At 63.4% G+C, this 12,957-nt stretch carries 11 protein-coding genes; 5 read left to right on the forward strand and 6 right to left on the reverse strand.

Features of this window, described 5'->3' with window-relative positions:
- Nucleotides 1-41 precede the first annotated feature (41 nt).
- The 3 genes from AAGA68_09525 to fdhD form a co-directional block, all read right to left on the reverse strand.
- Nucleotides 42-1,829 (reverse strand): NADH-ubiquinone oxidoreductase-F iron-sulfur binding region domain-containing protein, encoded by a 1,788-nt coding sequence (locus tag AAGA68_09525; protein ID MEM9385286.1) that lies wholly within the window; start codon nucleotides 1,827-1,829, stop codon nucleotides 42-44.
- A gap of 83 nt (nucleotides 1,830-1,912) precedes the next feature.
- Nucleotides 1,913-2,293: a hypothetical protein gene (locus AAGA68_09530; GenBank protein ID MEM9385287.1), complete on the reverse strand. Its 381-nt coding sequence runs from the start codon at nucleotides 2,291-2,293 to the stop codon at nucleotides 1,913-1,915.
- Complete coding sequence (fdhD, locus tag AAGA68_09535) at nucleotides 2,290-3,273, reverse strand: formate dehydrogenase accessory sulfurtransferase FdhD (protein ID MEM9385288.1); 984 nt, start codon at nucleotides 3,271-3,273, stop codon at nucleotides 2,290-2,292. Before fdhD ends, AAGA68_09530 begins: the two co-directional genes overlap by 4 nt.
- 197 nt (nucleotides 3,274-3,470) lie before the next feature.
- On the opposite strand from fdhD, the gene AAGA68_09540 reads away from it, so the two are divergent.
- From AAGA68_09540 to AAGA68_09550, 3 genes are read left to right on the forward strand one after another with little or no spacing between them, the layout of a single operon-like run.
- Complete coding sequence (locus AAGA68_09540) at nucleotides 3,471-3,974, forward strand: cytochrome b (protein ID MEM9385289.1); 504 nt, start codon at nucleotides 3,471-3,473, stop codon at nucleotides 3,972-3,974.
- Nucleotides 3,971-4,900 (forward strand): quinoprotein relay system zinc metallohydrolase 2, encoded by a 930-nt coding sequence (locus tag AAGA68_09545; GenBank protein ID MEM9385290.1) that lies wholly within the window; start codon nucleotides 3,971-3,973, stop codon nucleotides 4,898-4,900. Before AAGA68_09540 ends, AAGA68_09545 begins: the two co-directional genes overlap by 4 nt.
- 23 nt (nucleotides 4,901-4,923) lie before the next feature.
- Nucleotides 4,924-5,757, forward strand: coding sequence for a quinoprotein dehydrogenase-associated SoxYZ-like carrier (locus tag AAGA68_09550; protein ID MEM9385291.1), 834 nt, complete (start codon nucleotides 4,924-4,926; stop codon nucleotides 5,755-5,757).
- 50 nt (nucleotides 5,758-5,807) lie between these two features.
- On the opposite strand, the gene maiA is transcribed toward AAGA68_09550, so the two are convergent.
- Together maiA and AAGA68_09560 are read right to left on the reverse strand one after the other, a co-directional pair.
- Nucleotides 5,808-6,467 carry a maleylacetoacetate isomerase gene (gene maiA / locus AAGA68_09555; protein ID MEM9385292.1) on the reverse strand — a complete coding sequence of 220 codons (660 nt, stop codon included), beginning with the start codon at nucleotides 6,465-6,467 and terminating at the stop codon, nucleotides 5,808-5,810.
- Nucleotides 6,464-9,577, reverse strand: a complete 3,114-nt coding sequence (locus tag AAGA68_09560; protein ID MEM9385293.1) for a glycoside hydrolase — start codon at nucleotides 9,575-9,577, stop codon at nucleotides 6,464-6,466. The genes maiA and AAGA68_09560 overlap by 4 nt, the downstream gene beginning before the upstream one ends.
- Nucleotides 9,578-9,685: 108 nt before the next feature.
- On the opposite strand from AAGA68_09560, the gene AAGA68_09565 reads away from it, so the two are divergent.
- Both AAGA68_09565 and AAGA68_09570 read left to right on the forward strand, forming a co-directional pair.
- On the forward strand, nucleotides 9,686-11,074 hold the full coding sequence (locus tag AAGA68_09565) for a right-handed parallel beta-helix repeat-containing protein (protein ID MEM9385294.1): 1,389 nt from the start codon (nucleotides 9,686-9,688) through the stop codon (nucleotides 11,072-11,074).
- A 285-nt stretch (nucleotides 11,075-11,359) separates the two neighbouring features.
- Nucleotides 11,360-12,337: an alpha/beta hydrolase gene (locus AAGA68_09570; GenBank protein ID MEM9385295.1), complete on the forward strand. Its 978-nt coding sequence runs from the start codon at nucleotides 11,360-11,362 to the stop codon at nucleotides 12,335-12,337.
- Nucleotides 12,338-12,345: 8 nt separating this feature from the next.
- Here AAGA68_09570 and AAGA68_09575 read toward each other — a convergent pair whose 3' ends face one another.
- Entirely contained in the window at nucleotides 12,346-12,804 is a 459-nt protein-coding gene (locus AAGA68_09575; protein MEM9385296.1) for a hypothetical protein, read from the reverse strand.
- Between the last annotated feature and the right edge of the window lie 153 nt (nucleotides 12,805-12,957).

Genomic DNA, 12,957 nt, shown 5'->3' on the forward strand with positions numbered 1-12,957 from the left:
CTTTGCGTGCTGGCGCTCACCCACCTGCGCGTAAGCGGCGCTCAGGCCTCGTCCGCCATGGCGGGCGGTGCGAGCGGCGAGCGGCGCAGGCGCTCGAACTCATCCGGGAAATACTGCAGCAGGTTGTAGATGGGCACGGGCGCCATGCCGCCCAGGGCGCATAGGCTGCCCACCTCCATGGTTTCGCAAAGCTCGCGCAGCAGCGTCATTCGCGCATCCGTCACGCCACCCTCGATCATCTGGTCGAACAGCTCGGTCGCTCGTACGGAGCCGATGCGGCATGGGAAGCACTTGCCACAGCTCTCCACGGCGGTGAAGTGCATCAGAGCACGACCGATCTGGATGAGGTCGTCCTCCTGCGAGTAGACCACCACGCTCGCGTGGCCGAGCATGCCCTGCACGGCGGCGAGCTCATCGATGGCGAGGGGCGTATCGAGGAGCGCTTTGGGCAGGATACCGCCGAGGGGCCCGCCGATCTGAACCGCCTTGAAACGTTGCCCGTCCTGCATGCCACCCGCTAAGCCAAACAATAGCTCACGCAGGGTGGTGCCGAGTTCGATCTCGTACAGACCAGGTCGCTTCACACGCGTGTTCAGACTCACCAGCTTGGTCCCGCGGGATGTGCCATGACCGAAGGCGGCATAGGCCTCTCCACCGTTGGCCACGATCCAGGACAGGTTGTGCAGAGTCTCGACGTTGTTGACCGCGGTCGGACACCCCCACAGACCTTTCACGGCTGGGAATGGCGGCTTGTAGCTCACGATGGCCGGCACGCCCTCGATCGAGCGCAGCAACGAGGTCTCCTCGCCGCATATGTAGGCGCCCTGCCCCCGCACGACGCGGGCCTCGCAGGAGAAGTCACTGCCGGCGATGCGCTCACCCACGAGGCCCGCGGCACGCGCCTGCGCAATCGCCTGCTCCATGTGCTCAATGCAGCGCGGGTACTCGAAGCGAATGTAGAGAATGACCTCCGTAGCGCCTGTCGCGTAGGCCGCGAGTAGCGCCCCTTCGAGCTGCGTATGGGGATCGCGCTCGATAAGTTCCTTGTCGATGTAGGAGCCGGCGTCCCCCTCGTCGCAATTGACGACGATGAACTTGCGCCCGTCCTCGCTCGGCGCATCGTGCACGGTCTGCAGCTTGATCGCCGTGGGGAAGCCAGCACCACCGCGCCCGCGAAGCTGGCTCGCCTTTACTTCACTGATCACCTGCGCCGGCGTCATGTCGTTGACCGCCTTGCTCAACGCGTCGTAGACACCCACCTCGCGGGCGGCCTCCAAACCCACCACGTCTCGGTCGAAATGCCGCAGCAGCACGCAGGGTTTGTCGTCCGCGGGGAGATACACGGGGTTACGTGGCTCTTCGAGGCCGTGGGGCTCGCCGGCTAAGGCATAGGCGACGACACGATCGCGGGATCGCTGCTCGGCGAGGCTCACCGGTGTTCCGTCCACCATCGCCGCGGGACCGACGCCGCAGTATCCCAAGCAGGTCACATGCTCCACGCGAACCCCCGCCGCGCTCACCCCGCCAGGTGCCTGCACGTGCAAGCGTTCGCACAGCTCGGACTCCAAGCTGGCACAGCCGGAGGTACGGCATGCCTCACCATTACACACCTTGAGCGTGCACCGAGCGGGGCTCGAATGGCACAGCTCTTCGTAGAACTTCGCGGTCGAGCGCACGTGCTGCGGCGGTAGCTTGTGCTCCTTGGCGAGACGGTCGATATCCGCATCGCTGATAGCACCGTGCTCATCGTGATGGCGGGCGAGGACGTCGTAGATGGTCTGACCTTGACCGAGGAATTTGTTCTGTAGCGCGATCAGGTTTCGACTCATAGCTGACGCCTCTTTTGACGGTTATTCTGCCCTGGCGCGGACTCGCCCCTCGCGGGCGCTCGTGACCGTGGGATTGCGCTCACCTAACACTTAAGATCGTCTGTATTGGGATGGGCGAACATATCGCTCTCGTCCTCTTCCGCTCGGGGCTGCAGGCATGCGAAATCCTTCTCCACCAGGATCCGTAGAGCGCCCGCATCAAGCCTCTGCTCCGCGTCGATGGACACCTCGGCCTCATCGTGCGCCCAGGCATCCACGGCGACAGCGGGCAGCCTCACCTCGATGATCTGGTCAGCGAAGCGTGCCTGCGCTGCGGTGGCCTCAGGATCGCGTACGAGGCGATAGCGCAACGCGTTGGAACCGAAGTCGACGATCTCCTCCACTAGGCCATCGCTGGCGATGCTCGCGAGCTCACCGCGGGTAACCCGTAGGCGGATGGAGTTACCTCGGATACGAAGCTTCATGGGCTCCTCCCTCGGCCGCTGGCGGACGGGCGCGGCGAGGTCTGCCCTGAGCGGGCCCCGACGGCAAGGAGGCGCTCGGCACCTGAGTAAACGTTGAATCGGTCATCGCGCAGGAAGCCTACGAGGATGACGTCGAATTCTCGCGCTAGCTCTACCGCCAGACTAGACGGCGCTCCGACGGCCGCCAACATGCTCGCCCCGGCCATCACAGCCTTCTGCATGAGCTCGAAGCTGGCTCGGCCGCTGACCAGCACCCCGAAGTCACTCAAGGGCAAGCGCCCTGCCATGAACTCGGCACCGAGCAGCTTATCGAGGGCATTGTGGCGTCCGACGTCCTCGCGGATTGCCCCTAGCTGCCCTTGTGCATCGAACAGGGCGGACGCATGGATTCCTCCCGTGCGTCCGAATACTTCCTGATGCTTACGTAGCTCATTAGGAAGGGCACCGAGCGTGGCCGCCGTCATAGTCAAGGCGGACACCGAACACCGATAGCGCGTTTGCACGCGCAGGGCTTCGAGGGAGGTCTTGCCGCAAACCCCGCAGCTCGACGTGGTGTAGAAGTGGCGCTCGAGGCGACCCAGGTCGAGTTGACTCGCGTCGGCGAGAGTCACCTTCACGACGTTGCGCAGCTGGTGAGGACCGACGGCAGGTCCGCAGTGATCGACTTGAGCCAGCTGCTTCGGATCGGTAAGGATCCCCTCGCCGTGCAAGAATCCTACGGCAAGCTCCAGGTCGTTGCCCGGCGTGCGCATTGTGATGGAGATGCTCTGCTCGCGCGCTTCGCCCTCGCCGTCCAGCCAGGACAGACGGATTTCTAGTGGCTCTTCGACAGCTACCGCGTCGATCGGTGACGAGGCACCAGATTCAGCTTCCCACCGAGTGATCCGGGTGGGGCGGGCACCGGGCTCGGCGATGGCTCGCCCCTCGAGCTGCAGCCCGCGTTGGCTCGGGGGTGTGTCGTCCGTAGCGTCGTTGGTCATATAGTAAGCCGCGGCTGGCCGGCGCAGCGCACCCAAGGGGCCTACACGCAGCCGTCATTTTTTAAGAATACTAGACACACGTGACGCGGATTGCCACCGCTCACAGTAGCGCGTGAGTGCGATTTCAAAGTAGCGAAAGAGGTGTCATGACGAGTTCACCAGCGCCAGCGGCTGCGGGTCACGAGAAATACAGCCATGTGGCGATCGCCCTGCACTGGATCGTGGCCGCCTTCATCCTCGCGTTGCTGGTGGTGGGTTACTACTTCAACACCTTGCCGGACGGCCATGAGAGCCGAGGCTTAGTGATCTCATGGCATAAGTCGATCGGACTCACAGCGGTCGTACTGGTCATACTGCGGCTGATCTGGCGCCTGACCCATCGACCACCTGCCCTCCCTAAGAAGCTGCCTGGCTGGCAACGCACCGCCGCTCGCGCCAACGCCGTGTTTCTGTACCTGCTGATGTTCCTGCAACCACTACTGGGTTATCTTTCCACCTCCTACAGCGGCTACTCGACGCGCTGGTTCGGCCTCGCCCTGCCCAAATGGGCAGAAAAATCACCGGAGTTGAATCAGCTCTTCAGCGACGCGCATCACCTGGGCGCAAAGCTGCTCGTGCTGGCTCTGTTGCTTCATGTGGGCGGCGCAGCAATGCACGGAATCGTGCGCCGTGACGGCGTGCTGAGCAGGATGCTTCCTTGAGACTTGCAGCGTTCGCAGCCCTTTGCGCGCTGCTACTGGCCGGGTGCGCCGGCGACGCACCGTGCCCAGAGGCTGACATCGAAGAGATCGCCTCCGGCGTCTACGTGCGCCTCGGCAAGGTGGGGGTGGTCTTCGAAGCCGACGATGTGGCCAATGTCGGTTTCGTGATCGGCTCAGAAGCCGTCGCCGTCATCGACAGCGGCGGAAGCCCAGCGGAAGGCGAGGCCCTGCTTTGCGCGATCCGCCAAGTCACCAAGCTGCCGATCACCCACCTGATCAACACTCACGTGCATCCAGATCATGTGTTCGGGAACCGACCGTTTGTCGAAGCCAATCCCACTATCTCCATCATCGGCCATACCAATCTGCCGCGGGCTACGGCCTTGCGCGGCGCCAGCTACGTGCAGAACGCCAATGCCGTGCGCGCCACGCCATGGCAGCCCGAGCAGGTGATCGTGCCACCGACGGCGACCACGGGAGACGAGCTGCGCATCGATCTCGGCGAACGGGAACTCGTGGTGACGGCCCACCCCGCGGCACACACGGACAACGATGTGAGCGTGCTGGATACGCCGACCAACACCCTGTTCACCGGCGACCTGCTGTTCCGCCATCACTTGCCTGTGATCGATGGCAGCATCAACGGTTGGATCGAAGTCCTGGAGTCTTGGCTACGCAACGCAGCACCCACCCTCATCGTGCCTGGCCACGGTCCGGTGAGTGAGAGCGTAAATGAAGCATTCCGACCGAACCTGGCGTATCTTAGTGCGGTCAGAAAAGACGTACGCGCCGCAGTGGCCCGCGGCGATAGCATCGAGCAGGCCCAGGAGGAGGCCGGCGTGGAGGCCGGCGCGGGATGGGAACTCGCCGATCACTATCACCAACGCAACGTGGCCGCCGCGTACGTCGAACTCGAATGGGAGTAGGTCCCATTCCGCTACAGGAGCTCATGATTATGCAACGCCTCTTGCTCGCCCTGCCCTTGGCCCTAGCGCTTCTCGTGAGCGCTCCCATCGCCGCGGCGCAGCAATCGAGTCCGGTCGAAGATGTAATCTGGCAAAACGGCCTGCGCGATCACTTCTTCCCGAACGAAGACATCTGGGACGGCGACGGCGTCGTTAGCCTTGAAGCACCCTATCGCGCGCAAAACGCAGCGATCGTTCCCGTCAACATCACGGCGGCCTTCCCCCAGAGCGAAGATCGCTACATCGAGACGATTTGGTTGATCGTCGACAAGAACCCGGGGCCCCTCGCAGGCCGCTTCGACTTCAGCGCGAAGGCCGGCCGTGCCGATCTCGCCCTGCGACTGCGCATCGATCAGTATTCCCCCATACGTGTGGTGGCGCGAACTAACGATGGTCGCCTGCACATGACACGCACCTTCGTGAAGGCCAGCGGCGGCTGCTCAGCGCCAGCCGGTGCCGACCTCGACGCGGCGATGGCTCGCTTGGGCAAGATGAAGTTCCGTGAGCTGGACCCGAACAACGAAGCGCAGGCGCGCCAGTTCCAGCTCAACGTGAGCCATCCGAACATCAACGGCATGCAGATGGACCAGCTGACCCAGCTCTACCTACCGGCTCACTTCGTGCGGGATGTGAAGGTGTCGCTGGACGGTGAGCAGATCTTTTCGGCACAGACTGGCTTCTCGATCAGCGAGAACCCGAGCTTCCGTTTCTACATGCGCCCGGAGGTAGCCGGCAAACTCACGGCCGAAGTCACGGACACCAAGGACATGAAGTTCTCGCAGACCTTCGAAGTAGCCAACGGCGGCACCGGCCAGTAAGCGCACTCAGGTGGTGGGCCGTCTGGCCCACCGTCGCGCTGTAGCGACACTCAGCTCAGTCCTCGCCAATGGCAAGGGTGGGCCGCTTCGAAAGCAGGGAGCTCGACGCAGCGGGCCTCCAGCGCCTGCAGCTGGGGAAACGGTCCGAGGTCCACGGCAAACTTGCGCAGATTGTATAGCTGCGGCACCAGACAACACTCCACCCAGCCAGGTTGCCCCCCGAAGACGAAGCCCCCCTGACTCACCCGGTTGCGGACCATCGCTTCGATCGGCCGCAAACCACGCCCCATCCAGAAGCTCAGCCACTGACCAATCGCTCCCTCATCGAAGTCGAAGGCATCGGTCAAATAGCGTTGCAGTGTGGTCTTTTGAAAGGGCGCTACATCGCTGATGATCAGCTGCGAAAGCGACCGCGCCTCGGCGCGCTCTGCTGCCGTCCTAGGCAACAGAGAGTGTCCCATCCCGACCTCCTCCAGGTACTCCAGCATCGCACTGGATTGGCCGATGGCACAGTGTTCGCCCACTTCTAAACACGGGACCAACCCCTGAGGATTCAAAGCCCGATAACGTTCGGCGTGTTGCTCGCGCTCGCGGATGTCAACCAACACGGAGTCAAAGCTAAGGCCCTTCAGACCCAGGGCGATGCGTACGCGGTAGCTTGCGCTTGACTCGCTGAAGTGATGCAGCGTGAGCGCTGAGGCGCTTGTCATCGATCCGCACCATCCGCCGGTGATTCAAGTGTTTCAAAGCGTTCCTCCAGTTCGAGCGTGCGTCGTTCCATTGCCTTGAGGGCCCGCACCGCCGCCGCCGTGGGCCGCGCGTCAGCCGCCTGGAATAGCTGAAGCAGGTACAGCAGCTTGCCCTGAAGGCTCACCACTGTCTCCTCTTCCTTGGCCACCGCGTAGACACTGCCGTAGGTGATGTCGGTCACCTTGGCCTGCCCCTCACCACGTAACAGGCGTAGGGCGTGCCCACGTGCAGCAGATGCATCTGGCAGACCAGCGTCGATGCGCCTACGCAGATCTTGAGCCCGATGGTAAGCATGGAATGCTCGCAGGGAGGACTCGGTCTGCGCCGCCACCTCATCCTCATTGACGCGCACCCGGGGATCGAGGGTGACCGTGAGCGGCTGCTCGCGCACCTGACCGTCGACCGTGAGCCGCACCGTGTAGGTACCCGGCGCCACCCATGGGCCCACCGGGCCTACGGGCGTTTGCTGGTAGACCGCCGCAATATCGAAGCGCCGAGTCACGCCCGGCGGCTCGGAAAAGCGTAGATCCCAGACAAAGCGCTGGTGACCAGCTGCGACAGCGAGCGGCTTCGACTTACGAATCCAATAGGTTGGATGGGGCAGGGACGCCGGATCGACCGGCAACGGCAGGAGCGCACTGTCGTAGCGCCTCACCAAGGCGCCCCGGCCGTCGAGGATCTCCAGCGTGACCCGTTCTGCCGCCCTATCCAGGTAGTAGTCGACGATGGCGCCGTCGGGAGGATTTTGGCCGGTTGGCTCCTCCGGCGGCAGCGGTGTATCGGAGAACATGTTCCAGCGGACGCGCACGGCCAGTGACGGTGGAAAGAGGTAGGGGCCTTGGGCGGCCTTCGCCGCGGAGAGAGATCGCAGCGGAGCGATGTCGTCGAGCACCCATATCGAGCGTCCGTGCGTCCCCACCACCAGATCGTTCTCGTGCACGACCAGGTCGCGCACTGACGATGCGGGCATATTCAAACGAAGGGGCTGCCAATGGTCCCCATCATCGATGGACACGTAAACGCCACGTTCCGTGCCCGCAAACAGCAGTCCAGGTTGCTTGGGGTCCTCGCGCACGACATTGACCGGTCCCGACGCGGGCAGACCGAACACGATCAGCTGCCAGGTCTCACCTCGATCGTGCGTTCGATAGACGTAAGGTCGCTGATCATCGCGGCGAATCGCGTTGATCGCCGCGTAGGCTGTCGCTCTGTCGAAGTGCCCCGCGTCCAGCTGCGAGACCTTATCCCAAGACCTTAGGGTGGGCGGCGTGACGTTCTGCCAGGAGCGCCCGAGATCCTCCGTGCGATGGATCAGTCCATCGTCCGTGCCGGCCCACAGCACCTGGCGATCACGGGGCGACGGCGCCAGCGCGTAGATCACCCCGCGACGTGCCATCGAGTCCATTTCCTCCTTGCGATAAACACCTACGCTAGGCGGCACGGCAGGATGCGGGCGCGAGAGATCCGGACTCAGGGTCTCCCAATGCTGACCGCCATCATGAGTCCTCCAGAGCAGGTTGGTAGCGTAGAGAAGCATGGTGGGGTCAGCTGGATGGAACATCAGCGGCTGCGTGCGCAGCACGCGCACCTCGCCAGATCGCAGCGCTTCGGGGGCGACGTTGCGAGTCTGACCTGTCCGCCGATCAAAGCGCACGACGCGACCGCCGTAGACGATATCGGGGTTGCGCGGATCAGGCGCCACGTAGGCGTACTCGTCGGCCCCCACGCCGAGAAACTCACGGAAGGTAATCTGCCCGCCGTTGCCACGACTTGCGATGGCGATGGCGCCGCTCTCCTGTTGACCACCGTAGATCCAGTAGGGGAACTGGTTGTCCGTCGTCACGTGGTAAAGCTGTGAGGTGGGCTGGTTGTACCAACTGCTCCACGTGCGACCACCATTGACGGTGATCGTGGCCCCCTGATCGGCAGCGAAGAGCATCGTGTCCGGCTCGCTCGGGTGAATCCAAATGCGGTGATAGTCATCTCCGCCCGGTGCGCCCTTGATGGAGGTCCAGCTTTCACCTCCGTCCTCAGAACGATAGGCGGCGATGTTGCCCGCGAACACTACATCGGGGTTCTGCGGGTGAACGCGAATCTCGCCGAAGTCACCCGGACGTCCCCATACACGCTCATCCTCACTCACACGCCGCCAGCTCTCACCGCGATCATCCGACCGGTAGACGCCACTACCTTCGCGCGCGCCGACCGTCGCGTAAACCCGCGTGGGCCGCGAGGGCGCAATACCCACGCCAATCCGCCCAACACCTTGCTTCGCACCGGGTAGCCCCTTGTCGAGCGAACGCCAGCTATCGCCACCGTCATCAGATCGATAAAGACCGCTGTTAGGCCCTGAGAAATCCGCGTTCTCCCAAGGGCCGTCCCGATGTTGCCAGAGACTGGCGTAGACGATGCTCGGATCGCTTGGATCGAACTCAACCTGGATGGCTCCCGTGTCCGCATCCACGTAGAGCACACGCTCCCACTGGGCGCCGCCATCGCGGGTGCGGAACACGCCGCGCTGCTCATTGGGGCCGTAGGGGTGACCGAGCCCTGCGACAAACACCGTCTGCGGGTCCGTAGGATGAACGATCAAACGTGCCACCTGCTGAACGTCCGCAAGGCCAACGTGTTGCCAGTGGGCGCCGCCGTCGCCCGAGCGGAAAATGCCGTCGCCCACCGCGAGGTCTGGTCGGTGAAGACCCTCGCCCGTTCCCACGTAGATGACATCGGGGTCCGACGGCGCTACCGCGAGATCGCCCACCGAGCCTGTGGGCGCATCGTCGAAGATGGGATGCCAAGTGCGACCGTAGTCGTCGGTCTTCCATACCCCGCCGTTGTTGACCCCCACGTAGAAGACCCCAGGTTGTGTCGGCACGCCGACGGCACCGACGGTGCGCCCACCACGGAAGGGCCCGACGAGGCGGTAGCGCAGAGATTGCACATCCGACGGCAACACCTCGACCGCTGCTGGGGCATCGGCCCCGATTACAGGTACGGCCAGCAATTGCGCACAGAAGGCGCCGAGAAAAGGCAGACGAAGCTCGCAGCGCACAGCGGGTCCCTCGCTCAAGGTGGATCAACTGCAGATCATAGCGTCGCCCGCGAGGCTCCACGGCATGGGTGCGCAATCGAGCGGTAGACTAGCGGCAGTTCCCATCATCGAGGGCTCACTACTCTCATGCGTATGATCCTCTCCGGCATCTCCCGAGCCACCCTCGGGCTGCTCGTCAGCGCGGTGGTCGCGGCGCCCACCCAGGCTCGATGCCAGATCTCCGTAAGTCCAGGTGAGGACGTACGCGATGCCTTTGACCGGGCCATGGCAGAGCAGTGCTCGGTACACTTCCTCGCCGGCAAACACCTCACGACGACGCGCCTAGGGGTTACCTTGATAGGGACGGCGGAGGATCCGGTGATCATCAGCGGCGAGGGCAACGCCGTGTCGCACCTGCACCGCCCGAACCGCGAGCAGAGCATTATCGACCTTAGCGCCAAGCACCTCGTGGTCCGTGACCTCACCTTCAGCGGTGGCTCACGCGGAGTCCGACTAGAGCGCAGCAGCTCCCATGCCCGCTTCGAGCGTATCGTCGTGCACAGCACGGGCAATGCTGCTTTCATGGCCAGTACGCGGGACGAGACCTACACCGACATCGTTGTGCGCCGCTCGGAGTTCTACGATACGAGCGGCTCCGGCGAGTGCCTCCATCTCGGCTGCAATCACGGTGCCTGCACCTTTTACGATTCACAGATCGTGGGCAACTCCTGTCACGACACACGCTCTCGCGAGGGACGCGACCACGCAAGCGGATTGGTCCTCGAGGGCGGCAGCGAGGCGGTGCTCGTGCGCAACAACGTATTTACCAACACCTACGGTCTTGCCATCCTCACGTACGCCAACGGCGGCAAGCGACCGAACGTGCTCGAAGGCAACCTAGTCTTCAACCAACATGGCGGTAGCGGTATCCAAGTCACTGGCGACGTACTGGTGCGAAACAACGTGGTGATCCTCGAAGGCATCGAGGGGGAGGCGGGCTTTGTCGGCAGCCCCAGCCAGCAGGGGACGCCCAACAACTTGGTCGTGCTGCACAACACTATCGTGCGTCGCGCCGGAGCCGGCCGCTGCATGAGCTTTCGAGGCTGGCGAGGTGAAGCGCCCCGCATCATCGTAGCCAACAACGCCGTTTACTGCCCTGAAGGCGAAGCGCTCTACGTTGGCGATAACACCCAGCTGGGCTTGATCGTGAGCAACGCCATCGAGGGCACCACTAGCCTTAGGGTCGGCACCTTTGCAGCCGGTGCGTGGCAAGACGAACTCGTGGCCCCCTTCAGCGCGGCTAACGCGTACCCGCGCGAGGGCGCATCCGTGCTTGGCAACGCGGATGTCGTGCTATCGATCCCCAGCGACTTTAATTGCCGGGCACGCCGCGTTCCCTCGGACGTAGGCGCCTACGGCCGACTCGAAGCCCGTAACATCGGGCGGACCTCGGCCATCACCTTCAAACGATGTGTAGCACCCGCACCATCGCTACCGCCTCTGCCCGTTCCACAGCTGCCCTCGCCAGACAAGTAGCGCCGCACCGGCAACTAGTGACCGCCTCCAAGCCAACGCGAGACACGAAGTGCTGAGGAAGGGGTGGCCTCGGCACTGCCGTATCCGTGCGATACGCAACAGCTTTCGTGAAGCGGAGCGCCGCATTAGCGAATGCCACCGGGGTATTTTCAAAGGCCAGCCAACTCTGCTATTGAATTGGGCGCAGCGCTGTGGCCACGTGGGTCACGCGTGCCGGCTTTGCTCTTGCGTAGAGCCCTAGCAGACGCGATTGAAGATACAGGACAGCCTAGCCGCGGAGGTACCATGACCGCCACCATCAGCCAACGTTTGGGACTTGCCTGCACGATCGCGTTCACTCTGCTCGCGGGTGCTGCCGATGCGGCCCTAACCCACGGACAGTCGGCACCGCCGGCGCCCGGCACCTTCGTGTGGGTCGGCGACCACCGCTTGCACGTTCACTGTATGGGCCAGGGCTCGCCCACTGTCATCTTCGATTCGGGCCTCGGCGGCACATCCCTGGACTGGTCCCTGATCCAGCCTAAGGTGGCCGAGCACACCCGCGCCTGTACCTACGATCGGGCTGGCTACGGCTGGTCGGACCGCGGGCCGTCGCCACGGCACTCCCGTCGTATCGTCGCTGAGCTCGAGCAACTCCTCGGCTACAGCAGCATAGGCGGTCCTTACGTGCTGGTAGGTCACTCCTTCGGCGGGCTCAACGTTCAGCTGTTCGCGAAGCGTAACCCCGAGCGAGTGGCGGGCCTGGTGCTCGTCGACTCCTCCCACGAGCGCCAGTTCGAGGCCTTCGACGAGGCTGGACTACCGTCCGTGGCGCCGCGCGGCAACAGCTTCATGCTTCGCAACTACAACAACGTTCCCAGCAACATGCCGTCTGCCGTCAGACCTCTAGCGCAGAAGTTCGCCTACGCGTCCGACACGGTGGTCTCGATCCACAGCGAGCTCGCGAACATGCGTCGCAGCGCCCAGCAGCTCGCGGCGGACGCGCCCCTGCCGGATATCCCTATGGCCGTGGTGATTCACGACCCATCTCCCTACCTAGCCTCGCCCCGCAGTGCCACCATGGCGTTGTTGTGGAAGCGCCTGCAGACCGACCTTGCCAAGCAGACCTCGCACTCCAGACTCATCGTCTCGCAGTCCTCTGATCACTACGTGCAGTTCGCTGATCCCGCAACGGTAACCGAAGCGATCGTCGATGTGCTCGGGCAAGCTCGCGGCATCGATGTAGCCTGCCAGGTAGCGGCTCCGGAACCGTTCACCTGCTAGGAGACTCGCTAGTTGGCGTAGTCGACGCTCGCGATTTCGTCGGCCTTCGCAGTGGAGTCGCCCGCGTAGCGGCACGCGGTCGGATGCAACCGCATCGGATTCACGGCATTACCAAGCTGCAGCATGTAGTCGCTCTGCACGCTGTAAGCCTCCCGTTCCCGCACGATGCTGTGCTCGCAGGAGAAGCTGTCGAAGCGACCACTCCGGTGCTGCAGGTAATGCACTAGCTCGTGCACGATAAGGCTCTTGGCAAACGATGAGGAGGAATAGCGTAGGCGCTCGTCCACGTAGATCACACCCTCATCGTTGTACCATCCGACAACTTTGCACTCGCGATCGCCGCACACCTCACGTACGAAGAAATCATGCAGACGGTACTCGAGCTTAGGAGGCTGCTCGGGCGCTGGGTAGCCGCTCAAGTGAACCGCCCACCCCATCAGCACAGGCATCATGACCTGAAGATCCATGCAAACACTCCTCGCCCAAGTAGAGCGGTGGAATGCAGCCGCGCTCACGCAGGTGCATTGATTGACGTAACTTACGTCCCCAGTTTGATCACAGATGATCGCCAGTTACGGGCGCCTAGGTCACAGCTCGGACGTGGCTAGTGTGAACCAATC

The organism is Pseudomonadota bacterium, assembly GCA_039193195.1.
Lineage (GTDB): Bacteria > Pseudomonadota > Gammaproteobacteria > Steroidobacterales > JBCBZW01 > JBCBZW01.